At 33.5% G+C, this 22,814-nt stretch carries 23 protein-coding genes and 1 pseudogene; 16 read left to right on the top strand and 8 right to left on the bottom strand.

The features are described from left to right. Positions 1-40 precede the first annotated feature (40 nt). A complete protein-coding gene (upp, locus tag C3L50_RS08910) occupies positions 41-694 on the top strand; it encodes a uracil phosphoribosyltransferase (protein WP_103805828.1) in 654 nt (217 codons plus the stop codon). On the opposite strand, the gene C3L50_RS08905 is transcribed toward upp, so the two are convergent. Beyond that, a complete protein-coding gene (locus C3L50_RS08905) occupies positions 689-1,618 on the bottom strand; it encodes a DUF6427 family protein (RefSeq protein WP_103805827.1) in 930 nt (309 codons plus the stop codon). The two genes, upp and C3L50_RS08905, sit on opposite strands and share 6 nt — an antisense overlap. Before the next feature lie 48 nt (positions 1,619-1,666). Between C3L50_RS08905 and C3L50_RS08900 the strand changes: the two genes are divergently transcribed. Beyond that, positions 1,667-1,897: a DUF6341 family protein gene (locus C3L50_RS08900; RefSeq protein WP_103805826.1), complete on the top strand. Its 231-nt coding sequence runs from the start codon at positions 1,667-1,669 to the stop codon at positions 1,895-1,897. Positions 1,898-1,932: 35 nt separating this feature from the next. Here the strand turns inward: C3L50_RS08900 and purD are convergent, their stop codons facing one another. Then, the gene (purD, locus tag C3L50_RS08895) at positions 1,933-3,207 is read right to left on the bottom strand and encodes a phosphoribosylamine--glycine ligase (RefSeq protein ID WP_103805825.1); all 1,275 of its coding nucleotides are present in this window, start codon (positions 3,205-3,207) and stop codon (positions 1,933-1,935) included. 128 nt (positions 3,208-3,335) lie between these two features. Here purD and C3L50_RS08890 point away from each other — a divergent pair, with 128 nt between their 5' ends. The 4 genes from C3L50_RS08890 (at position 3,336) to C3L50_RS08875 (ending at position 7,668) form a co-directional block, all read left to right on the top strand. Beyond that, on the top strand, positions 3,336-4,649 hold the full coding sequence (locus tag C3L50_RS08890; RefSeq protein WP_103805824.1) for a phenylacetate--CoA ligase family protein: 1,314 nt from the start codon (positions 3,336-3,338) through the stop codon (positions 4,647-4,649). 110 nt (positions 4,650-4,759) lie between these two features. Next, positions 4,760-5,290, top strand: a complete 531-nt coding sequence (locus C3L50_RS08885) for an ORF6N domain-containing protein (RefSeq protein WP_103805823.1) — start codon at positions 4,760-4,762, stop codon at positions 5,288-5,290. 9 nt (positions 5,291-5,299) lie between these two features. Continuing rightward, complete coding sequence (gene wecB, locus C3L50_RS08880) at positions 5,300-6,385, top strand: non-hydrolyzing UDP-N-acetylglucosamine 2-epimerase (RefSeq protein ID WP_103805822.1); 1,086 nt, start codon at positions 5,300-5,302, stop codon at positions 6,383-6,385. A gap of 86 nt (positions 6,386-6,471) precedes the next feature. Then, the gene (locus C3L50_RS08875) at positions 6,472-7,668 is read left to right on the top strand and encodes a glycosyltransferase family 4 protein (RefSeq protein ID WP_103805821.1); all 1,197 of its coding nucleotides are present in this window, start codon (positions 6,472-6,474) and stop codon (positions 7,666-7,668) included. On the opposite strand, the gene C3L50_RS08870 is transcribed toward C3L50_RS08875, so the two are convergent. The 5 genes from C3L50_RS08870 to C3L50_RS08850 are packed head-to-tail and all read right to left on the bottom strand — an operon-like array spanning position 7,665 to position 13,674. After that, positions 7,665-9,017 (bottom strand): exopolysaccharide biosynthesis polyprenyl glycosylphosphotransferase, encoded by a 1,353-nt coding sequence (locus C3L50_RS08870; RefSeq protein ID WP_103805820.1) that lies wholly within the window; start codon positions 9,015-9,017, stop codon positions 7,665-7,667. The two genes, C3L50_RS08875 and C3L50_RS08870, sit on opposite strands and share 4 nt — an antisense overlap. Positions 9,018-9,061: 44 nt before the next feature. Continuing rightward, positions 9,062-10,744: a DUF6909 family protein gene (locus C3L50_RS08865; protein WP_103805819.1), complete on the bottom strand. Its 1,683-nt coding sequence runs from the start codon at positions 10,742-10,744 to the stop codon at positions 9,062-9,064. Positions 10,745-10,787: 43 nt separating this feature from the next. Then, positions 10,788-11,669: a carboxypeptidase-like regulatory domain-containing protein gene (locus C3L50_RS08860; RefSeq protein WP_243400354.1), complete on the bottom strand. Its 882-nt coding sequence runs from the start codon at positions 11,667-11,669 to the stop codon at positions 10,788-10,790. Positions 11,670-11,676: 7 nt separating this feature from the next. Then, positions 11,677-13,164, bottom strand: coding sequence for a GH3 family domain-containing protein (locus C3L50_RS08855; protein ID WP_103805818.1), 1,488 nt, complete (start codon positions 13,162-13,164; stop codon positions 11,677-11,679). Positions 13,165-13,173: 9 nt separating this feature from the next. Next, positions 13,174-13,674 (bottom strand): peptidase, encoded by a 501-nt coding sequence (locus tag C3L50_RS08850; RefSeq protein WP_103805817.1) that lies wholly within the window; start codon positions 13,672-13,674, stop codon positions 13,174-13,176. Between the two features lie 206 nt (positions 13,675-13,880). On the opposite strand from C3L50_RS08850, the gene tatA reads away from it, so the two are divergent. The 10 genes from tatA to C3L50_RS08800 all read left to right on the top strand — a co-directional run bounded on the left by tatA (position 13,881) and on the right by C3L50_RS08800 (position 22,592). Beyond that, positions 13,881-14,060, top strand: a complete 180-nt coding sequence (gene tatA, locus C3L50_RS08845) for a twin-arginine translocase TatA/TatE family subunit (RefSeq protein WP_103805816.1) — start codon at positions 13,881-13,883, stop codon at positions 14,058-14,060. 167 nt (positions 14,061-14,227) lie between these two features. Further along, positions 14,228-15,610 (top strand): alpha/beta hydrolase family protein, encoded by a 1,383-nt coding sequence (locus C3L50_RS08840; RefSeq protein WP_103805815.1) that lies wholly within the window; start codon positions 14,228-14,230, stop codon positions 15,608-15,610. A gap of 99 nt (positions 15,611-15,709) precedes the next feature. Next, complete coding sequence (locus C3L50_RS08835; RefSeq protein WP_103805814.1) at positions 15,710-16,072, top strand: S-adenosylmethionine decarboxylase family protein; 363 nt, start codon at positions 15,710-15,712, stop codon at positions 16,070-16,072. Positions 16,073-16,075: 3 nt separating this feature from the next. Next, positions 16,076-17,272, top strand: a complete 1,197-nt coding sequence (locus tag C3L50_RS08830; RefSeq protein WP_103805813.1) for a DUF4178 domain-containing protein — start codon at positions 16,076-16,078, stop codon at positions 17,270-17,272. Positions 17,273-17,283: 11 nt separating this feature from the next. After that, positions 17,284-17,466 (top strand): hypothetical protein, encoded by a 183-nt coding sequence (locus C3L50_RS08825; RefSeq protein ID WP_103805812.1) that lies wholly within the window; start codon positions 17,284-17,286, stop codon positions 17,464-17,466. Between the two features lie 17 nt (positions 17,467-17,483). Then, the gene (locus C3L50_RS08820; RefSeq protein WP_103805811.1) at positions 17,484-17,699 is read left to right on the top strand and encodes a DUF350 domain-containing protein; all 216 of its coding nucleotides are present in this window, start codon (positions 17,484-17,486) and stop codon (positions 17,697-17,699) included. Beyond that, a complete protein-coding gene (locus tag C3L50_RS08815) occupies positions 17,692-19,212 on the top strand; it encodes a polyamine aminopropyltransferase (RefSeq protein WP_103805810.1) in 1,521 nt (506 codons plus the stop codon). The genes C3L50_RS08820 and C3L50_RS08815 overlap by 8 nt, the downstream gene beginning before the upstream one ends. Next, entirely contained in the window at positions 19,187-20,812 is a 1,626-nt protein-coding gene (locus tag C3L50_RS08810) for a flavin monoamine oxidase family protein (protein WP_103805809.1), read from the top strand. The genes C3L50_RS08815 and C3L50_RS08810 overlap by 26 nt, the downstream gene beginning before the upstream one ends. Then, positions 20,793-21,806 (top strand): hypothetical protein, encoded by a 1,014-nt coding sequence (locus C3L50_RS08805; protein WP_103805808.1) that lies wholly within the window; start codon positions 20,793-20,795, stop codon positions 21,804-21,806. The genes C3L50_RS08810 and C3L50_RS08805 overlap by 20 nt, the downstream gene beginning before the upstream one ends. Positions 21,807-21,989: 183 nt before the next feature. Then, a complete protein-coding gene (locus C3L50_RS08800; protein WP_103805807.1) occupies positions 21,990-22,592 on the top strand; it encodes a porin family protein in 603 nt (200 codons plus the stop codon). 56 nt (positions 22,593-22,648) lie between these two features. On the opposite strand, the pseudogene C3L50_RS08795 reads toward C3L50_RS08800, so the two are convergent. Then, positions 22,649-22,777: pseudogene (locus C3L50_RS08795) on the bottom strand (S1 RNA-binding domain-containing protein); the annotation flags it as partial. Between the last annotated feature and the right edge of the window lie 37 nt (positions 22,778-22,814).

The following is a 22,814-nucleotide window of genomic DNA, read 5'->3' as shown; positions in this document are numbered from 1 at the left end:
AAATTCCTAAATTTTAATTTACAAATCTTAAATTATCATTATGCAAACACATTATCTATCCGAAGACAATAGCATTCTCAATCATTTTTTGGGTCAAATTAGAAACGTGAATGTGCAACACGACAGTATGCGTTTTCGAAGAAATATAGAACGCATTGGCGAAGTGATGGCCTATGAATTAAGCAAAGATTTACAGTATCGAAATATCGAAATTCAAACACCGCTGGGCATCAAAAAAACCACTGAAATAGCAGATAAATTGGTTTTATGTTCCATTCTTCGAGCTGGTTTACCTCTTCATTTAGGCTTTCTAAATTATTTTGACAGTGCCGAAAATGGTTTCGTTTCTGCCTACAGACATCATCCTAATAACGATGATTTTTTTGATATCTTAGTCGAATATCAAGCTGTTCCCAATATCGAAAACAAGACCTTGCTTTTAATCGATCCTATGCTTGCCACAGGTCAATCGATGGTGGCTGTTTTTAACAAATTAATGGAAAAAGGACTTCCAAAAGAGATTCACATTGCCGTAATTATTGGAGCTCCAGAAGGAATTGCTTACCTTGAAAAACATTTGCCAGATTCCTGCCATCTTTGGGTTGCCACACTAGACGAAAGACTAAATGACAAAAAATATATCATTCCCGGACTTGGTGATGCTGGTGATTTGGCTTACGGTAATAAATTATAATTGAGAGAAAAACGCAAACAAACTACACAGAATTAATACACCCAAAACCAGTTCTTGCTTCAATTGTAATTGCTTAACTTCGATGTGGCTCGTTGCCATAATAGACAATGGTGCAATGGTATAAATCAACATATCATTGCTTTTGTTTGATGAAATTACAAAAATTAATAGACCAATAAAAAAAGCCATAATAATTTTTTTGAACGAAGAATTCAATAATAATGGTTTGCTTGAAAGTGATGCAAACATAGAAACCACAAAAAATAAAGCCACCGTTATATAAATCGAAAAGGCAATATTCTGATAATTATTTGTAAAATAATCAATATTGAAATTGAAAACTGCATTTTGACTGATGTAACCTAAAAGGTCTTTGTTGCATAGTAGTGAAATGCCCACCGAAATAATTCCAACAGCAAAAAAAGCAATAAACGGTAAAACCCAATTCCTATAATCGCGAGCAACATGGAAAATAACAGATATAAACACCAAAATTATATAAAGAATACTCCAAAAGTGGAACAAAGACGCCACAAAAATCCACAATGAAGCATCGAATATTTTTTCTTTCGTAGCTTTTAAGGATTGTAGTGAAATTAATCTTCTAAGGGCTAATAAGATAAAAAAGTTAGAAGCAATTAAGTTGGTATTATTCCAAACGGATGGAAAAAATAACAGAAACAAAAAATAAAAAAACAACGTGTAGCCACTGTCTTTGCTCAATCCGTTTCTCTTGGCAATAAAATTGGTAATAAAAACAGATGCCAACAAAACAAGAAACAATCCGAATGTTTTTAAAATGGAAACAACCGATTTGGTCCAAGATAAATCCTGAAATTGATAGATAAAAAAGAAAACCAGCATTAAAATTACAACCAAAATTAAATTTATTGGCGTAGATTTTTTAAAAACACTTGTTATCATAAGGATATTTTATACTTTTGCGACTGTAAATATAATACTTGTACTAAGATGAAAGCATTTTTTGAAGGAATTCAATGGTTATTTGAAACAATTTTTTTCGCTCTACACGATTTTCTAAGAGAATTAGAACTTACACATTGGTTCGCTGCTAATCTTTTGAACTGGATTTTTATGGCCATTTGCTCTGTTGCTATCGTATATTGGTGCAAACAATTGAAAATCTACGATGAAAAAGGCGAAGAAAATCAAGATACAACCGCTCACTCTTTCTTGAAATAATATTTTAAGAAATTTGAAACGATAAATATTGGGAACTATTTTAAATCGTTCCCAATATCTTTTCTAAAATACATCTTATCAAAATGTAGCTTGTCTATATTTTGGTAAGATTTTTTTATGGCCTCTTCGAAGTTATCTCCGTATGAGGTTACCGTTAAAACTCTTCCGCCATTAGAAACTATATTTCCGTTATTTAGTTTGGTTCCAGCGTGAAAAACAATGGAATTTTCCACGTTTTCAAAGCCTGAAATCACTTTTCCTTTTTCGAAATCTTCTGGATATCCGCCCGAAACCACCACAACTGTTGTGGCACTTCTTTCGTCAATTTCCAATTCGAATTCGTCTAGTTTTTCATTGGCCACAGCCAAAAACAATTCCACCAAATCCGATTTCATTCTTGGGATAACCACTTCCGTTTCCGGATCTCCCATTCTCACGTTATATTCAATAACAATAGGCTCATTTTTCACATTGATTAATCCAATAAACACAAAACCTTTGTATTCGATTCCGTCTTTTTGAAAACCTTCAATGGTTGGTTTTACAATACGTGTTTCGATTTTTTCCATCAAAACAGCATCCACATAAGGAACCGGAGAAACGGCTCCCATTCCGCCTGTGTTCAATCCCGTGTCGCCTTCGCCAATTCGTTTGTAATCTTTGGCAGTTGGCAAAATTTTATAGCTTTTTCCGTCAGTCAAAACAAAACAGCTCAATTCAATTCCGTCCAAAAACTCTTCGATAACTACTTTGGAACTAGCCGCACCAAATTTTTGACCTACCAACATATTTCTCAATTCTTCTTGAGCTTCTGCCAAATCTTGAATGATTAAAACACCTTTTCCTGCGGCCAATCCATCGGCTTTCAAGACATAAGGCGGTTGCAAAGTAGTTAGGAATTCACATCCTTTCTCTACGGTTTCTGCCGTAAAACTATCGTAAGCCGCTGTTGGAATCTTGTGTTTCATCAAGAATTCCTTGGCGAATTCTTTACTTCCTTCAAGAGTTGCTCCCAATTGGGATGGTCCAATAACTGGAATATCTTTTAAATCATGGTCATTTTTAAAAAAATCATAAATCCCTTTTACCAACGGATCTTCTGGTCCAACTACTACCATTTCAATATTTTCTTTGATAACCAAGGCTTTTATGGCATCAAAATCAGTAGCACTGAAATCTAAATTGGTTGCAATTGCTGCTGTTCCTGCGTTTCCAGGTGCTACAAAAAGTGTGTCGCAAAGTGGACTTTGAACCATTTTCCAAGCAAAAGCGTGTTCTCTACCTCCTGATCCTAATAGTAAAATATTCATAGTGTCGTTTTTAAGTTTGGCAAAAATAATTGCTTTTGAACGTAAAAAATAATTAATTTTTAAAAAGTTACTAATTCAAGAGTATTAGTTGACTGTAAATATTATTTTTGGTGAAATATATCCGTAAAATGTTTCCACTTTTCGATTTTTCGCTGCTAATAAATGGTTTTCCGATGAAGGAAGCCAAAGCCGAATTGCAAAAAATCCAGTCTATCCCAGAAGAAGAATTTGAAACTTTCATCGAAAACAAAAAACAAGAAATTGTTGATTATCATTTAAAAAATAATTCTTCCTATCAAAATCTCGTTGGCAAAACCACTTTCAATACTTGGAAAGATTTGCCGATAATGACCAAGAAAGATTTTCAAAAACCCTTGATTGAAAGACTTTCAACCGAGTTTTCTCTGAAAAAAGTGTACGTCAATAAAACTTCTGGTTCCAGCGGTGATCCATTTATTTTTGCTAAAGACAAATTTTCGCACGCCTTGACTTGGGCGAATATCATTAATCGTTTTGGATGGTATGGTATCGATTTTAATTCTTCCTATCAAGCGCGATTTTATGGTATTCCGTTGGATTTTATTGGAAACAAAAAAGAACGTTTCAAGGATTTTTTTACCAATCGTTTTCGCTTTCCAATTTTTGATTTATCGGATAAAGTTTTAGACCGTTTTTTACAACAATTCAAAATAAAAAGATTCGATTACATCAATGGATACACGAGTTCCATCGTTTTATTTGCCAAATTTCTACAGCAAAAAAATATTGTTTTAAAGAATATTTGCCCGACTTTGAAAGTTTGTGTTGTAACTTCTGAAATGCTTTTTAATGAAGATAAAATCCTTTTAGAAAAACAATTTGGAGTTGCTGTTGTCAATGAATACGGAGCTTCGGAACTGGATTTGATTACCTTTCAAAATCCTAACGGCGAATGGCAAGTGAATTCCGAAACACTTTTTGTGGAGATTTTGGACGAGAACAATACCGTTTTGCCTTATGGAAATGAAGGTCGTGTCGTAATCACTTCCTTATTCAACAAAGCACATCCGTTTATTCGATACGACATTGGCGACATTGGAATTTTGGACGCGAAAAGCACCCCGAAAAAACCGATTCTTCAACAATTAATCGGTCGAACCAATGACATTGCCATTTTACCAAGCGGGAAAAAATCGCCTGGATTGACTTTTTACTACGTGACCAAAAGCATCATCGAAGACGACGGTAACGTAAAAGAATTTGTCATCAAACAAACTAAAATCGATACTTTTGAAATCGAATATGTGAGCAAAACCGAATTAAATCAAGAACAAATCCAAAAAATTGAAGCCGCAATTGCCTTATATTTGGAGAAAGGATTGATTTTCTCATTCGTTAGAAAAGAAAAATTAGAACGAAGCAAAAGTGGCAAATTGAAACAGTTTGTTTCGTTATTAAAATAATTGGAGGTCACAAATTGTGATGTCCAAATTGAATCTTGAAATCGCATTTTGCGACTTCAAGACGTTCAAGGTCGCAATTTGCGTCCTTAAAGAAATTAAAAGAATACTTTATGGGAAACGAAATACTACTTTCTGAAGAATTAATTTCTAATAAAATTTACTTTATTAGAAACCAAAAAGTGATGTTTGATTCAGATTTAGCTTTGCTTTATGGAATTGAAACCAGAATTTTAAAACAAGCTGTAAAAAGAAATTTATCCAGATTTCCTGAAGATTTTATGTTTGAACTTACAAAGATAGAATACGATTCTTCAAGATCACAAATTGTGACCTTGAAGAATGGCAGAGGATCTAATTTAAAATATTTACCTTCCGTTTTCACGGAACACGGTGTTCTTATGTTGTCGAGCGTTTTGAAAAGTGACAAAGCCATACAGACCAATATTCAAATTATGAGAATATTTTCAAAAGTGAGACAAATGCTTTTGGATACCACCGATTTAAAAATAGACATTCTACAAATTCAGAAAAAATTAGAAAATCACGACAAGAATATCGAGTTAGTTTTCTCTTATTTGGATGAATTGTCCGAGAAAAAAGAAAATGAAACGCCAAGAACAAAAATTGGTTACAAAAAATAATTTAAAAAAATGAAAATAACCATCATAGCAGGCGCAAGACCCAATTTCATCAAAATCGCTCCCATCATCAAGGCAATTGAAAAAAAGCAAAACGAAGGAGCCACTATTTCCTATCGTTTGGTGCATACAGGTCAGCATTATGACAAGAACTTGAGCGATACTTTTTTCGAGGAATTGAATATCCCCAAACCCAACAGCAACCTAGAGGTAAAAAGCGGTTCGCAAGCGGAACAAACTGGAGCTATTATGGTCGCTTTTGAAAAAGAATTGCAACAAAATCCTTGTGATTTGGTATTGGTTGTTGGCGATGTCAATTCGACTATGGCTTGTGCGATTGTAGCCAAAAAACAAAACCTAAAAGTCGCCCACGTCGAAGCCGGAATCCGCTCCGGCGATATGACAATGCCTGAAGAAATCAATAGAATCGTGACCGACAGTATTACCGATTATTTCTTTACAACCTCAACATCGGCTTCTGAAAACTTGCTGAAATATGGTGTTGATGCAACCAATGTTCATTTCGTGGGCAACGTGATGATTGATACTTTGTACCAAAATTTAGATAGAATTTTCGAACCTTTTTTTTGGAATGAATATCAATTGGAAACCGGAAATTACATCATTCTTACCCTGCATCGTCCGTCGAATGTGGATGAAGAGCAATCCTTAATTCAATTATTACAGGGAATTGATAAACTGGCTGGCGACAAAAAAGTGATTTTCCCGATTCATCCCAGAACAAAAGCGATTCTTGGCGAAACGAATTTAGAACTGAAAAACATTCTTTTTGTAGAGCCACAAGGTTATTTAAACTTTATGTACCTCATCAAAAATAGTTTTGCCGTAATTACGGATTCGGGTGGAATTTCGGAAGAAACTACCGTGATGGGAATTCCTTGTTTTACGATGCGAAACAACACCGAAAGACCTGAAACACAAATAATTGGAACAAATACTTTAGTAGGAACTTCGATAGAAAATTTAGAAAAACTATTTGGAGAATTTCTTAAAAACGGAAAACGACAAGCAGGAATTCCAGAACTTTGGGACGGAAAAGCCTCGGAACGAATTATTGAAATTCTACTTCAAAAATAAAACCGCAAATTCGCAAATTATTAAAACATAAAATTGTTTATTTGGCTGTTAATTAAAAAATAAATTTGCGAATTTGCGGTAAAAAAATGAACAAAATCCTCATCATATCCAATTATTATCCGCCCGAAAAAGGGGCTGCCGCCAATAGAATTGAGCAATTGGCACTGAAATTACACGAAAATAAGTATAACGTTACCGTGCTTTGTCCGTTAGGAAATTACCCAAAAGGAGAACTATTTCCAGAATACAAAGGCAAATTTTCGGTAACGGAAAAATTGCAAAATATTACGGTAAAAAGGCTTTGGATTTATCCAAGTGTGAGCAAAAATATTTTCAAGAGAACGCTGTCGGTTTTGTCGTTTTCTTCGGTGCTTTTCTTTTATTTATTGTTCAAAAAAATACCGCATAAAGTGGTGGTGCAATCGCCTCCGTTGTTGTTGTCGTTTGTGTCGGTTTTAATTCTTTCGCTTAAGCGAAAAAAAATAATCCTCAATGTTTCCGATTTGTGGCCACTGGCGGCTATTGAATTGAAAGCCTTGAAAAAAGAAAGTTTTTCGCATCAAGTTTCATTGTTTTTTGAACGATTTATTTATTCGAAAGCTAGTTTAATCTTTGGTCAATCGAACGAAATTATCACGCACATTCATTCTATTTTTCCTGAAAAAGAATGCCATTTGTACCGCAATTTTCCGGATCATCAAGCCAAAGAAATTCATTTTTCAACCCATGAAAATGAACCTATCAAGCTATTTTATGCAGGATTATTGGGTGTTGCCCAAGGTGTTTTTGAATTGTGTCAAAAAATAGAATTAGAAGATCTAAACATTGAATTGCATATTTTTGGCGATGGTGCCGAAAAAGCACAAATTGAAGAGTTGATTCAACAATCCCGAAGCCTCGGGACCGAGAAAAAAATCTTCTTTCACGGAATGTTGGAACGTCATATTCTGCACGAAAAACTACAAACTTTTGATATTGCCATTATTCCATTAAAAACAAGAATTTATGGCTCTGTTCCTTCTAAAATATTCGAATATGGGGCTTTGGGTTTTCCTGTATTGTATTTTGGTGGTGGCGAAGGCGAAACTATTGTAAACGAAAATAATTTAGGCTGGGTAGCGAATGTGGGCAATTTTGAAAGTTTAAATAAGGCTTTAATCGAAATATCAAAAACTGGGAAAAGTGAAATTCAAATGATGAAAAAAGAAGTTTTTGATAGTGCCGAAAAGAATTTCAATCTTGATTTTCAAATTAAAAATTTAATCAATAAGAACTTGTTTTAAAATGCTTTTTCGTCACCTTTCAAAGTATTATAAATAGTTTTGATAATGATTTGAATATCTAATAAAATAGACCAGTTTTCCATATAAAAAATATCGTATTTTACTCTATTAATGATGTCTTCATCGGTTTCTACCTCGCCACGATACCCTTTGGTTTGAGCCAAACCGGTGATGCCTGGTTTTACAAAATGACGAACCATAAATTTATCGACATTGGCTGCATACAAATTAGCAACGCTAACCATATGTGGTCTAGGCCCAACAACCGACATATCACCTTTTAAAACATTGAAAAACTGAGGCAACTCATCAATGCTAGTTTTCCTAATAAATTTGCCTATTTTGGTAATTCGAACATCATTTTTTGAAGCCAAATCCACATCGGCTTTATCGTTTATATACATCGAACGAAATTTGTAACAATTAAATTCTTTATAATTAAGACCATTTCTTTTTTGTACAAAAAACAAAGGCCCTTTTGACTCTAATTTTATTAATAGGGCTAAAATTGGTGTAAGCCAAGACAATATTCCGACAATTATTAATAATGAAAAAACAACATCGAAAACGCGTTTAATTATTTTATTTATGGTTTCATCCTGTAAAATATCTCTCAAAGAAATAACTGGAATATAGTCATAATATTCGAACTTTGCTGTTCTTGAAAAAATTTGGTTTTCGTTTGGAATAAATTTTAAAGTCTTCAAATTATTATCGGCAAAATCAACAATTTTGCTAATTTGGCTTTCTGACAAATCGGCCATCGCACAATATATTTCATTGGTATGACTAGAAATTACATAGGAAAGACACTCTTCGATTCTTTCTTTCTTACGGTCTTCTAGAGTGAAAACTTTCATTAGTCTGTAACCATAATCTGGATTTTCTGTGAAAAAGTTTTTTAGTGGATTGATGTTTTTCATGTTTCCCAATAAAACAACGCTTCTGGAATTTCCTCCATATAAAACTCTAAATTTTCTTAGAAAATAATAAATAGAAAGTTTGAAAAATAAAACAAATGCTATCGATACAAAAACAAAGAAAACGACTCTTTTTTGAAAATAAAAATCAGAATAAAACAACTCTAAAGCCAAGCAAAATAAGGAAAATAGAATGAATTGTTTTAAAGCGCAATTTAAAATTGCTATCACCTTTGTATAGCGATAGACTTCATAAAAACCAAGATAAATGGCAATTGACAACCAGGCAAAACTAATTAGAATGGAATAAACAACTTTATTGTCGTGAAACGGAAACACATAGAAAGCCAATACATTGATGATAATTAAATCAATCATGTATGAAAATGGACGAATATAACCTGAATATCTTCCTGTTTTGGTTTTCACCTATTTGATGTGTTTAGAGAAGTTTTTTAAATCGTAAACCCTGATTATTTTATATTAAAAATTTGTTCTAATATTTTAATAGTAATCAAATACGTGGGCTTTACTCCTGTTGTTCCTAAACCTCCTGAAGCCAATGTGCTTCCTGTTTCGAGTGGGTTATCCGAAGCGTAATATGCATATCTTACTTTCACATCTTGTGGAATACTTTTTCTAATTTTCGAAGCCGATTGAATGGCTTTTTGATAATAAGAACCTTCCATTTCCAATCCAATTACACCCCAAGTCGATTCGTGGAAAAACTTCAATAAATCCTTATTTTGCAATGATGTTCCAAGCACCGTGACCATAGGTCCTTCAAAAACAGGAATGCCATCATCTTTAAACATATCTCCTTTTAATTCGTTTTCAAAGTAATAATTATCGGCAGTTCCTTCGTTGATGTGTGCAGATGGAATCATAATATCGCCTTTTCCTCCTTGAAGAATTCCTGCTTTTCCCATAATAGAAACCGATTCGACATTCAATAAAATATCTTTTTTGTAGGGTTTCAATAATTCATCTATGGTTTCATAAGCCTGCTCCCCAAAGGCATAATCCATCACGATAAGAACTGGTTGTTTTTCTCCTATTTTAGCGTTTGGAAACGAGGATTTAGCCCAATCTATTTTGGCCGTGTCAAAAATTTGTACGTCAATATTGGTTCCAGAAGCTGCATCAGGAAGCGAGATCATTCCGTGCAATTTTGCAAATGCTGAAACTTTTTCCCTAACTTCATTCGCACCCGATTTGCTTAATTCTTCATAAATAAAGAAATCGGATTTGTCTTTGAACTTGGTTTTCAAAACCGTAGTAGCAAAAATCGAATTCATCACACTGTGCATGTTGGCACTGATAACATGGATTGGTCGATCTAAAAGTTTGTGTTGTTTTAAAACTTCTTTGATGTTGGTTGCCCAGATTTCGCCGTGAATATGGTGTCCTAATCGTTCTCTTAAAATCGGACTAAAAGTGATGGTTCTCTTGTTATCATCGACCACTTCTTCGATGGCTAATTTTCCCAACCAATAAATCACGTGCAAAAATCGATCTGGCGATAATTCTGATCCAAAAGCATCATAAATGTCTAAAACTTCAATAAAAGTTCTACCTAAAATATTGGCTGCGTGCGAAACGGCTTTTTCTTTTTCTATTTGAGTCAGTTTTTTCTTTTGTGAAACTGCTGCCTCTAATTTTTGCCAATCGCGCGAAACTTCGCCAGCATCATCAAGCAAAACTCTGTTTTTAATCTTATGTGATTCGATGAAAATAAAGGTCAAATGCGTCAAAATATCATAAATATCCGAACGTCCTCGGGTGATTTCAACATTCATTTGTTCATCGTCAATTCGATAGCAATTGCGTCGTCTTTTTGGAGGAACAATAGCCTGAAAATGTGATTTCGAATAGCCTTCGTCCGAAGTTAAATTGATGAATCTACATTCCTCAATTCCTGTTGGAAGTCGTTCGATAACGTATAACAGTCCACTTAATTCTACTTTTTCTTCGGCAATGTTTCCATAAATTTCTGGTCGCAATGCCAATAATGCTTCTCGTAATGTATCGCCCGAAACACCCATCGGTTTATAAAAACCACGGTTAAACAAATGGCGCATTGTGATGTACATTTTTTCTATTGCCGCCGATGATTCTTGTGCTCTAGATCTGGATATGTTTTTCATTTCTTTCATAAAATTCTACTTTGTAACCATACAAATGTATGGTTTTAATAATTTAGTTAGATAAAATTAGTGTTATCACTGGTTCATTTATCATCATTTTGGGCGATGGATCTCTTTCATTCTGATTCGTTTGTTTATTCCATTTTCCGCCTGAAAAAGTATATAAAAATTCTCTTTCTACATAATTGTACAAAACAAAAGGAAAATAAGTTTTTTGTACTTGTGTAATGTTCGTATTCAAATCGGTAATGGTTTTTTCGGTTTTATTTCTTTCGACTAACAATTTTTCGAAACCAACAAAAAGACCGTTTTTTGGAAATTTTAAATTGAATTTAGCTAAATCAAATCGGTTGATTCTTGTTCCCTTTTTGACTGTAACCACAAAATCTTTGTCTAATAATTCTTCGGCAGGAAAACCATTCGAATCTACTGTATAAAAATGAATCTTAATACTGGCATTTTCGATTTTGCTGTCGGTGTAAATACTAACTTGTTTTAAATATTTTGTCTTTTTGTACGACGAAATATAAGAAAAAAATTTGGTGTCAATCTTTGGTCCATTATCAAATGCTTGATATATTTCATTTTTAGATTTTCCAATTTCAATTTCCTTGGTGCCAATGCTTTTTGAAATTACGACCTCATTCAAGGAATACGCCATTGGTTTCAAATTGACTCCCATAACTGAAGAAGCCTTGATAATTTTCTTTTCGTAACCCAAAGTTGAAAAAATTAATTTCTTCCCATTTGCAGTTGTATTAATGAAAAAAGTGCCGTTTTCTTCTGAAGTCGAGCCAATGTTTTCGCCCTCCACCCAAATATTCACAAACGGAATGGGTTTTCCAGAAAGACTGTCTTTGACGACTCCTTTTATTTGCGCCGAAATGGAACACGTGAATAAAACCACTACTAAAAAAAGTCTTTTTTTTATCATCTTTGTTCTATTCTCTTTCTAGTAAATCTACGATTTTCCTGTCGTTGCTCAACCTCGGAATTTTATTCTGTCCGCCCAGTTTTCCAATGGATTTCATATAGTCTTGAAAACCGTTTTTGACCACTTTTGTGATGACCACTTTTCGCAACACATTACCCACAATCAAATCGTCGTAATAGATATTTTGTCTCCGCATAGCGTTGTCCAAAGCTTCTGCAAAAGCAACGAAATTTTCAGGTTCGTTTTCAAATTCGATAAACCATTCGTGATAAGGCAATCCTTCGTTTGGAGTGATTTGAGGCGCAACAGTAAATTCATTAATACGAATATTGGTGTCAATAATAGCTTCCTGCAAAGCACTTTCGACTTCCTTGCCAATAACGTGTTCGCCAAAAGCCGAAATATAATGTTTGATTCTGCCCGAAACGATAACTCGATACGGTTTCAAACCCGTAAACTGTACGGTGTCGCCAATGTTGTAACCCCAAAGTCCGGCATTGGTCGAAATAATCAAGACATAATTTACGCCCAATTCAACTTCGCCAATGGTGTGTCTTTTTGGGTTTTCGGTATAAAATTCGTCGCTTTTGATGAATTCATAGAAAATTCCGGAGTTCAACAACAGCAACATTCCTTTTTCCTTCTGCGAATCTTGATAAGCAAAAAATCCTTCCGAAGCCGGAAACAATTCAATGCTATCTACTTTTCGACCCATTAAATTTTCGAATTTGGCACGATAGGGTTCATAATTGACGCCGCCATAAATGAACAAATTGAAGTTTTTAAAAATTTCGCCCACAGGCTTCCCTCCTTTTTGCTGCAATTTCTCGAAATACATTTGCACCCAAGATGGAATCCCCGAAATGACGGTCATATTTTCATAGAAAGTTTCCTCGACAATGGCATTTACCTTGGTTTCCCAATCTTCGATGCAATTAGTTTCCCAAGAAGGCATTCGGTTTTTTTGTAAATATTTGGGAACAAAATGCGCCACAATTCCGGATAATCTGCCGAGTTTCACGCCGTTTTTTTCTTCTAAAATCGGACTTCCTTGGAGGAAAATCATTTTGCCATCAACAAAATTGGCCTTGCCTGTTTCGTGAATGTAATGCAAAATGGCGTTTCGAGCCGCTTCGATATGAAATGGCATCGATTCCTTGGTGAGTGGAATGTATTTGGCTCCCGAAGTCGTACCTGAAGTTTTGGCAAAATAAAGCGGTTTGCCCTTCCAGAGCACGTTTTCTTCTCCTTTCACCACTTTATCTACATACGATTTCAAGCCTTCATAGTCTCGAACGGGAACATTTCTTGAAAAATCCTCAAAAGTTTTGATTTGGTCGAAATGATGGTCGATTCCAAATTGGGTGTTTTTCGCTTGACGAATTAAATCTTCGAAAACTTGCTGCTGCGTTGCTATGGGATTGGTTGCCCAAAGCTGTGTTTTTCGATAAATTTGTTGAGCAAAGATTTTAGCAAAAAAAGATTTTAAAGACATTGTATGGTTTTATTTTTTCGCTTTTGATGCGTTGGATTTCGTGTTTTTTTCTTCTTTGGCGACTTCTTTTCTTAATTCCAATTCTTCTTTTGAAGGAGATAAATCCGCTTTAGAAACTGTGTCAGAGGCTGAGGCAAGAATAGAGTCTTTATTGAATTTGGCATATTCTAATTCGCCTGTCAATACTTTCTGAATAGATTTGATGTAGGCTTCATTTTGCTGTAAAGCCAAAGTTAAGGAATCTGATTTAAGAGCTAATTCGGTAGCGTCTTTTTTTAATTTAGAAGAAGAATATCCTGGAATAAACTCTCTCAAAGGGGTAAAAGCAATGATAAAAGTGGTGAAAGTAATCAATAAAATAGCCCCTGAAGTTGCGGCCACAAAAACATTCATCAGATTCAATTTGAAGGAAAAAAGTTCTTCAAATGTTTCTTCATTTAAAATAACCAAACGGTTTTTTGTGAATAATTTATGGTGAAGTTTTCTTCTTTTAAGCCTATTCTCAGACATATTTTGCGTTTATGATACAAATATAATAATTAATGCAATCATTCGCTTGTTTTCTTGTTTGTGTTTGTGCTATGGCATTTTTTACGAAATTTTTAACGTATTCGACCTTAAATAAATAACTCAAAATGATTTTGAGTACAGTATTTCTATTTACCTTTGCCAAACGATTTATTACAAATTTGCTTCGGCAATAAATTATTTTAATTATGGGAAGATTTGGTTTAACGGAAATCCTTGTTATTTTGGCAGTTGTTTTATTACTTTTTGGTGGTAAAAAAATTCCAGAATTGATGAAAGGTTTAGGTAGTGGAATTAAAGAATTCAAAAACGCTGCTAAAGACGACCAACCAGCAGATAAAAAAGAAAAAGAAGAAACTAAAGAATAAACTTTAGAAATTTCTGTCTTTTAGAATTCCAAATTCCAAACTATTTTTGCTTTGGAGTTTGGAATTTATATTTTTATATCCTAATCAAAATCTATTAATTGTCTTCATCCTTTGTGTTTTAAACAGACATTGTTGCGATAAAATTTTGTGATTTAACTCCAGTTCAAATGAAAACCAAAAGCCTTTTATTATTATTTTTAGTGTCCTTACAATCGCTCTTTGCTCAAGAAATTGTAGGATCGTGGGAGGGAGACTTATCTGTTCAAGGAACCAAACTTCCATTGATTTTTAACATTCAAAAAAACGGAGAATTCTATCTATCCACTTTAGACAGTCCGATGCAAGGCGCAAAAGGTATTCCTGTAAAGGAAACTATTTATGTAAATAATGAATTGAAAATCAACGCTCCCAATCTTAATTTAAAATTTGAAGGCCTCTTTAAAGGCGAAACAATCGATGGAACTTTCATACAAAATGGCGCTAGTTTTCCGCTTATTTTAAATCGTAAAAAAGGAGATGCTCCAGTACTTAATCGCCCTCAAGAACCAAAACCTCCGTTTGATTATCCAATTGAAGAAGTGATTTTTGTAAATCCAAAAGATAAAAATACATTGGCAGGAACTTTGGCGCTTCCTAAAAACAAAAAAGATTTTCCTGTAGTAGTTTTAATTACAGGTTCAGGTGCTCAAAATCGTGATTCAGAAATTTTTGGTCACAAACCTTTTGCTGTCATTGCTAATGATTTTGCTCAAAAAGGAATTGGAGTATTGCGTCTAGACGATCGAGGTGTTGGCGGTTCTAGCAAAGGAACTACAGAAGATACTTCGGCTAATTTTGCTACAGATATCAGCGCAGCTGTCGATTTTTTGAGTGCAAAAGGTTTTGGAAAAATTGGTTTAATCGGCCACAGCGAAGGAGGATTAATTGCACCCATTGTAGCGGTTCAAAACAAAAAAGTACAATTTATCATATCGCTTGCCGGTCCGGGCATTCCAATTGACCAAATGATGCTTTTGCAAAGTCAAGCAATTGCAAAATCGCAAGGTGCAACTCCCGCTCAAATTGAGGCTAGTACTGCTTTTAACCAAAAAGTATATGCCTATATTATCAATTATAAAGGAGCCGATTTAAAAACTGATTTTCAACCATTCGTTAAAGAAGAATTTAAAAAAATAACTCAAAGTCAAGGTCTTTCAGAAAGTCAAATCGATAATTTTGTTGCGCAACAAACTCAAAACATTACAAGTTCGTGGTATGTTTATTTTATAAAATTCAATCCTGATTTGTATTGGTCTAAGTTGAAAATTCCTGTATTGGCGTTAAATGGTTCATTAGATGTTCAAGTAAAAGCAACTGAAAATTTAGCTGGAATTCAGGCTTCATTAGCCAAAGCAGGAAATAAAAAAGTTGCAATAAAAGAACTTCCGGGATTAAATCATTTGTTTCAAGAAGCCAAAACAGGAGCAACAGCCGAATATTTAACTATTGAACAAACCTTTGCTCCTACTGCTTTAAACACCATGAGCGACTGGATTTTGGGGTTGAAATAAATTTTTATAAAATCATTTCTGTCTAATAAAAAAAGAGAAGGCAAAAACAATTGTATTACGACTAAAAATACTACTTTAGTAAAAAAATGTAATTGCTGAATGATTCAAAATCCTTATTCCCCAGGTTTACACAAATTGGTTACGCTTGAGGTTCAAAAAACAGAAAAACTCCTATCTAGTGAAAAATTTATCGCATTTTCAGAAAAATTAATTTTAAAATTCGATTTAGAAAAAGTAGGCATTAGTCAGCATAATTTTGATAACAATAGTTTTACCATTGCTATTTGTTTAAAAGAATCCCACATTTGTATTCATACTTGGCCTGAATTCCAACAATTAACTTTGGATGTTTACTTGTGCAATTATCTCCAAGACAATACTGCTAAAGTAAAAGCGATTACCAACGATTATATAGCTTATTTTGAAGCAAAAATTTTAAAAGATTTCGAAATTAACCGATAGTATATGACTGTTCCTTGTTATAATTGCAACACATCCACCACGCTAGAAGTTCATTTTGAAGTAAGCACTTTTGCTTGTCCTAATTGTACTTCTGTTTATAGAAACACTGAAGTTGGGCTTAAATTCTATAAAAAAAGAGAAGCCTACTCCTTTGACGAAAAATTTGAATTAGGAAAAACGGCAACTTTTGATGGTAAAGAATATAAAGTTACTGGTATTCTTATCAAAGAAAATCAAGGCTTTGAATGGACAGAATATATTTTAGAAGCAAAACAGAACGATTATATCTATTTATCCGAAGCCGCTGGGCATTGGATTATTTTAACCGAAATTCCATTTGATCAAAAAGTTGGTAATCATCCATTGACTGTAGAATATGAAGAAATCATATATGACCGATTTGATTATTACTATCCATCTTTAGTTGCCGCTCAAGGCTTTTTTGATTTTGATGTTTTTGACAAATTTGAATTAATCGAGTTTATCAACCCACCTTTGATGCTTTCTTTTGAAAAAATGGGGCGCCAACAAACCGCTTTTTTAGGAAAACATATTTCAAAAAGTGATATAAAAAAAGCTTTTGGAACTTCAAATTTACCTTCCAAAAAAGGTATTGGACAAGTACAACCCTTTATTTTCAATATTCGAAATTTAGCCATAACTTTCTGTGTAGTTGCCCTATTAATTCTTCTTACCAATTGGTATCTCAATAAAGACCGGGTAGAACAAAATGTTTTGAATACTGAATTTCCTTTTGAACAATATACCACCAAAGATTATGTAACACCCTCATTTGAGTTGAAAGGAAGTGCTGCGCCATTGTCTATAAGAGTGCATTCGGAGGTTGACAATTCTTGGGCCAATGTGCAAATTGCTTTAATCAACGAAACAACCGGCGAAGAAATTTATGCCAACAAAGACATCGAATACTATCACGGATACACCGATGGCGAAAACTGGACGGAAGGAAATACAACCGAAGAATTTAATATTTGTGGCGTTGCCGCTGGTAAATATCATTTGACAATTACCCCAATGAAAGCTACTGAAGACTTTCAAAATCAGAAAATTCAAATTCAAGCCAATTGGTCAAGTCCTTCTTCAAGAAATGTTTGGATGGTCTATATATTTATGACCGTATTTGTCATTGGAATGTATTATCTCGAGAAAAATTTTGAACAAAAAAGATGGAATGAATAAAAACTAATTGTATGGAAAAAATAATACCTTTTATTAAAAACAATTACCTTATCGTATTAATAGGATTGTTTTTCTATGGTCTTTTTGTGTATTACAACACAGCAGGAAACCAAATCTGCGATTGCGAATCGACCGAAAATTATAAACCTAATTCTACTAACAGGAGCAGCATTAATCACTTTTATCACAAATAATCAAAACCAAAAATACCATGGATATTTTAACTATGAAACCCGTTTTAGCATCAATTGTTTTTTCGCTTATTGGAATTATCATTTTATTGATAGCTTATTTTATCATCGAAAAATTGACTCCAGAAAACACTTGGAACCAGATTTCAAAAAATAATAATGTGGCTTTGGCAATTGTTTTTGCCGCCTTTATCATTGGAATTTCAATGATTATTAGTGCAGCCATTCATGGGTAAAAAGTTTTTAAAATTTGAATACTTACTGCTTTTTGCTGTATTTACCATTGCCACCTGCGGATTAGTTTACGAATTGGTCGCGGGAACTTTGGCTAGCTATTTATTGGGCGATTCGGTAAAACAATTCTCTTTTATCATTGGAGTCTATCTTTTTTCGATGGGTATTGGCTCCTATTTTTCTAAATTTTTGACCAAGAATCTGCTCAATAGTTTTGTCGAAATAGAAATTCTGGTAGGTTTAATTGGCGGATTAAGCTCGGTAATTTTATTTTTGCTTTTCGAAAGTATTTATTCCTTTCAGTTCATACTTTACTTCCTTGTTTTTATAACGGGTTGTTTGGTCGGATTAGAAATTCCGCTTTTGATGAATATCCTGAAAGACAAAGTCGAATTTAGGGATTTGGTTTCGAATGTTTTTACCTTTGATTACATTGGAGCCTTATTGGCCTCTATCCTATTTCCACTTATTTTAGTGCCAAAACTGGGCATTATGGGAACTTCACTATTCTTCGGAATGATTAATGTTTCTATCGCTATTGCCTTATGTTATCTGCTTAAAAAAGAATTAAAAAAAGTACATTTTTTAAAAACGAAAGCCATTTTGTCGTTCATGATTTTGCTCGCCGTTTTTATATTTTCAGATAAAATTTTATCCTATTCCGAAGGAAAATTGTACGGTGAAAACATTATTTACACCAATACAACGCCTTATCAAAGAATCGTTTTAACGCATAACAAGAGCGATTATCGATTGTACCTCAACAACAATTTACAATTTAGTTCTGCCGATGAATACCGTTATCACGAGGCTTTAGTACATCCTGCACTATCAATGGCAAAAAGTGTGTCGAACGTTTTGGTTTTAGGCGGTGGCGATGGGCTTGCTGTTAGAGAAATATTGAAATACAAAGACGTTAAAAAAATAACTCTTGTCGATCTTGATGAAGGTATGACCAAAATGTTCAAAATCAATACTATATTGACAGGTTTTAATAAAAATTCGCTCAATAATCCTAAAGTTACCGTTTACAACAAAGACGCTTACATTTGGGCAAAAAACTGTCAAGAAAAATTTGATGTAGTGATTATTGACTTTCCAGATCCGTCCAATTACAGCTTAGGAAAATTGTATTCGCTTAATTTTTATGCCACGGTTCAAAAACTTTTAAAGCCGGATGCGGTTGCAGTAATTCAGACTACTTCTCCCTATTTTGCTCCCAAATCATTCTGGTGTATTAATAAAACGGTGATGCAGGTTTTCCCGCAGGTAGATGCCTATCACGCCTATGTTCCTTCGTTTGGCGAATGGGGTTATACGATTGCCATAAATGGTTTTGGAACTACTTTTAATACTGTAAATCGAAAAGTAAATACCCTGCGTTTTTACAATTATCAGTTTGATACATTCAATTATTTTTCTCAGGATATGATTTCAAAAAATATAGAAATCAATCGATTAGATAACCAAATTTTAGTACGCTATTTCGATGAAGAATGGGGAAAATTACAATAATTCACGAAGAAACTTCTTCAAAATAATTGCGACTTCTCTGTTGGTTATTCCTTTTTTGGATGCCTGCAAAGAAAAAGTAGTTACACTTTTGATTCGATTATCTGGAACCAATCATATTTTAGGCCATCAGCTTCGGGTTCAAGATTTTCCAAAACCAACACAGGAAATTTCAGTTTCCTACTTAATTGTTGGAGGCGGAATTTCGGGTTTAAGCGCAGCAAGACAATTGACCAAAAGAAGAATCACAGACTTTTTAATGGTTGAATTAGAAGATCATTTGGGAGGAAACTCTTCCAATGGAGAAAATAAATATTCCAAATATCCATTGGGTGCTCATTATTTGCCTTTACCCAATTTGGAAGATAAAGCCTTGTTAGAATTTTTAGAAGAAGAGAAAATTATACTCGGTTACGACTCCAAAGGTTTTCCAAAATTTGATGAAACCCAGCTCACCATTGCTCCTGATGAACGTTTATTTTATAAAAATAATTGGCAGGAAGGTGTGGTTCCAAAGGCAGGAAATACAACTGAAGAAGATCAAGAATTAGTCCGTTTCTTTAAATTAATGGATGATTTTAGAACCAAAAAAGACGAACAAGGAAAATATTGGTTTATGATTCCTCTTGCAGAATCTTCTGAAAATGAAGACGTAAAAAAATTGGATTCCATCACGATGAAACGATGGTTTGAGGAGAATCAATTTACCTCAAAACCCCTTTTTAATTACATCGATTATTGCTGTAAAGATGATTTTGGTTTGGGAATTCATTATGTTTCGGCTTATGCTGGTATTCATTATTTTGCCGGAAGAAAACAAAATGCTTCCGCAGATAAACAAGATACCGTACTCACTTGGCCTGAAGGAAACTCGAGATTAGCACATCATTTGCAGAAATATGTAAAAGGAAAATCGCTGAAAAATCATTTGGTTTTTCAAATTGAAAACAGCAATAATAAAACTGTGGCAAAAGTTTTTGATAATACAACAAAAACCACCATTGCAATAAAAGCCGATAAAATTTTGCTTGCGACTCCTCAGTTTGTCAATCAATATTTATTAGAAAATAGGAAAAATTTAGCATCTAATTTTCACTATACACCCTGGTTGTTGGCAACATTAGTAGTTTCAGATTTAACAGATAATGGCAGTTTTCCGCTCTGTTGGGACAATGTAATTTACGGTTCAAAAGGTTTAGGATACGTATATGACCAGCAACAATCTTTACAACAAATACAAGACAAAAAAGTAATTACATATTATTACAGTTTTTCTTCAGCCGATTTAAAAAAGACCCGGAGGGAAATATATAAAAAGCCGAAAGAATACTGGAAACAAATGGTTTTTGATGATTTAAAAATAGCGCATCCCAACATTAAATTACTTACCGAAAGTATCGAAATTCATCTTTTAGGACACGGAATGATTAGCCCTGTTCCTGATTTTATTTATGGTCAAGCCAAAAAAGAAGCTTCGAAATCCATTGATGATACAATCTATTTTGCCCACAGCGATTTATCGGGAATTTCGATTTTTGAAGAAGCCTTTCACCAAGGAATTAACGCAGTAAACACAATGCTCGATGCAACAACCCTGGATTAATAAAGCAAAAACAGACAGTCTGTTTATTCTATCTCCTTCCTTTTTAGTAGTTGCGATTGTATTTTTATTTGAAAAACAATTGCATCAAATAGAAGACAACTATTCGTTTTATACTTGGCTTTTTCTGATTGTTTTTGTTGACGTGGCTCACGTTTATGCCACTTTATTCAAAACCTATTTTGTAGCAACCGAATTTCAAAAAAGAAAAAAATTACTGATTGGACTGCCAATTTTGTGTTTTCTAATCGGAATTTTTTTGTTCTCTTTTGGAAGTGGTGTTTTTTGGTCTGTTTTGGCTTATATCGCCGTTTTTCACTTCATTAGACAGCAATATGGTTTTATGCGTTTATATGCTCGAAATGAATCCAAAAAATGGACTTGGATTGATAACTTGATTATTTATACCGCCACAATTTATCCAATGTTGTATTGGTTTTTATCCGCTCCCAGAAAATTCAATTGGTTTGTAGAAAATGAGTTTTTGCATTTCGAAAATCCTTTTCTGATTACTGTTTTGAGCTGGATTTATGGTTTTATACTTCTTTTTTATGTGATTAGAACAATCTACTTATTCATAAAGACCAACTATTTCAATATTCCAAAAAATGCTATAATCATAGGAACTTTTATGTCTTGGTTTTTTGGAATTGTTTATTTCAACAACGATTTAATTTTTACTTTACTCAATGTTGTTTCCCACGGAATCCCTTATATCGCCTTAATCTATCTGAAAGAAATTGATACAAAACCAACTGCAGATTTAAATTGGTTGCATTATTTTAAACATTTCAAAGGGCTGTTACTCTTCATTGCAATTCTGATTTTTATTGCTTTTTCTGAAGAATATCTTTGGGAGATTTTAGTTTGGAAAGAACAATTTTCAGGTTCTTCCAATGATTTTTCTAATTGGTATTTTTTAGTAGTTCCGCTATTAACGGTACCACAATTTACACATTACCTCTTGGATGGATTTATTTGGAAGAGCAAGAAATAACAATCTAAATTTGTTGTTTTTTAGGTAACTGACGGAAATCAATATTTTTATAATATCATCGTCAGCTGGATTCATTTTACTCTATCTTCAAAATAGATTTAACAAGCTTAAATTATCGATTTTTTTCTTTTCTTTTTCAACTAAAATTTTTATTTTTGTAGTATTATTTTTATAATTTAAGAAATGAAAAAATTATTATTAGTACTAGCTTTAGTATCAATGGGATACACAAATGCTCAAACTAGAAACAAAGGAACTATGGAAATTACTCCAAAAATTGGAAGCTCAAGTTTTTATGAAAATAGTGAATATGATTCCTCTAAATACAATTCAGGTGTACAATTTGGAGTAACTGCTGATTATTATTTTAACAATAGGTGGAGTTTACGTTCGGGTTTGATATTTGATAAAATGGGAGGAACAAATACTGATGCTGAGGATAAATACGAGGATATTTTAAACTATTTAAGCATTCCAATCAATGCCAATTGGCATTTTGGTAGCACACGAAAATGGAATTTGAATTTTGGCTTAAGTCCTTCTTTTTTAACAAAAGCAACTGCAAAATATAATGGTACATCTGAAAAAATTCCTTCATCAGCTATTGAATCTTTTCAGTTAGGATTTACATATGGTATTGGTTATAAAATTGGGATTACAGAAAAATTCGGAATTTTAATTGATGCACAATTCTTCAATGGTTTGACTAATATAAATAAAGCAACAGATTTTCGTGTAGTCAATGCTGGTTACAGCTTCAATCTTGGTGGTGTAATTCAGTTATAAAATAGTAATTCTAAAAGTATAGCCAGTCTCAAAATCTTGAAACTGGCTTTTTTATTTTACAAAACCATCGTCAACTGAATTCTCTTTCTATCTTCAGCCACCTCCGTTACTTTTACTTCAACGTGTTGGTGTAATTTCACAACTACATTTACATCACTCACAAATCCTGCTTTGAGTTGGGAAATAAAGTCCTTAAAAATAGATTTTCTCAATCCAAAAAAT

Source organism: Flavobacterium alvei (assembly GCF_002920895.1).
Lineage (GTDB): Bacteria > Bacteroidota > Bacteroidia > Flavobacteriales > Flavobacteriaceae > Flavobacterium > Flavobacterium alvei.
Note: the sequence above shows the minus strand (reverse complement) of the source record. Positions and strands in the feature narration are given on the sequence as shown.

Coding starts and splice junctions, on each gene's coding strand:
- upp (WP_103805828.1), top strand. CDS start 41: ATGCAAACACATTATCTATCCGAAGACAATAGCATTCTCAATCATTTT.
- C3L50_RS08905 (WP_103805827.1), bottom strand. CDS start 1,618: ATGATAACAAGTGTTTTTAAAAAATCTACGCCAATAAATTTAATTTTG.
- C3L50_RS08900 (WP_103805826.1), top strand. CDS start 1,667: ATGAAAGCATTTTTTGAAGGAATTCAATGGTTATTTGAAACAATTTTT.
- purD (WP_103805825.1), bottom strand. CDS start 3,207: ATGAATATTTTACTATTAGGATCAGGAGGTAGAGAACACGCTTTTGCT.
- C3L50_RS08890 (WP_103805824.1), top strand. CDS start 3,336: ATGTTTCCACTTTTCGATTTTTCGCTGCTAATAAATGGTTTTCCGATG.
- C3L50_RS08885 (WP_103805823.1), top strand. CDS start 4,760: ATGGGAAACGAAATACTACTTTCTGAAGAATTAATTTCTAATAAAATT.
- wecB (WP_103805822.1), top strand. CDS start 5,300: ATGAAAATAACCATCATAGCAGGCGCAAGACCCAATTTCATCAAAATC.
- C3L50_RS08875 (WP_103805821.1), top strand. CDS start 6,472: ATGAACAAAATCCTCATCATATCCAATTATTATCCGCCCGAAAAAGGG.
- C3L50_RS08865 (WP_103805819.1), bottom strand. CDS start 10,744: ATGAAAGAAATGAAAAACATATCCAGATCTAGAGCACAAGAATCATCG.
- C3L50_RS08860 (WP_243400354.1), bottom strand. CDS start 11,669: ATGATAAAAAAAAGACTTTTTTTAGTAGTGGTTTTATTCACGTGTTCC.
- C3L50_RS08855 (WP_103805818.1), bottom strand. CDS start 13,164: ATGTCTTTAAAATCTTTTTTTGCTAAAATCTTTGCTCAACAAATTTAT.
- C3L50_RS08850 (WP_103805817.1), bottom strand. CDS start 13,674: ATGTCTGAGAATAGGCTTAAAAGAAGAAAACTTCACCATAAATTATTC.
- tatA (WP_103805816.1), top strand. CDS start 13,881: ATGGGAAGATTTGGTTTAACGGAAATCCTTGTTATTTTGGCAGTTGTT.
- C3L50_RS08840 (WP_103805815.1), top strand. CDS start 14,228: ATGAAAACCAAAAGCCTTTTATTATTATTTTTAGTGTCCTTACAATCG.
- C3L50_RS08835 (WP_103805814.1), top strand. CDS start 15,710: ATGATTCAAAATCCTTATTCCCCAGGTTTACACAAATTGGTTACGCTT.
- C3L50_RS08830 (WP_103805813.1), top strand. CDS start 16,076: ATGACTGTTCCTTGTTATAATTGCAACACATCCACCACGCTAGAAGTT.
- C3L50_RS08825 (WP_103805812.1), top strand. CDS start 17,284: ATGGAAAAAATAATACCTTTTATTAAAAACAATTACCTTATCGTATTA.
- C3L50_RS08820 (WP_103805811.1), top strand. CDS start 17,484: ATGGATATTTTAACTATGAAACCCGTTTTAGCATCAATTGTTTTTTCG.
- C3L50_RS08815 (WP_103805810.1), top strand. CDS start 17,692: ATGGGTAAAAAGTTTTTAAAATTTGAATACTTACTGCTTTTTGCTGTA.
- C3L50_RS08810 (WP_103805809.1), top strand. CDS start 19,187: ATGAAGAATGGGGAAAATTACAATAATTCACGAAGAAACTTCTTCAAA.
- C3L50_RS08805 (WP_103805808.1), top strand. CDS start 20,793: ATGCAACAACCCTGGATTAATAAAGCAAAAACAGACAGTCTGTTTATT.
- C3L50_RS08800 (WP_103805807.1), top strand. CDS start 21,990: ATGAAAAAATTATTATTAGTACTAGCTTTAGTATCAATGGGATACACA.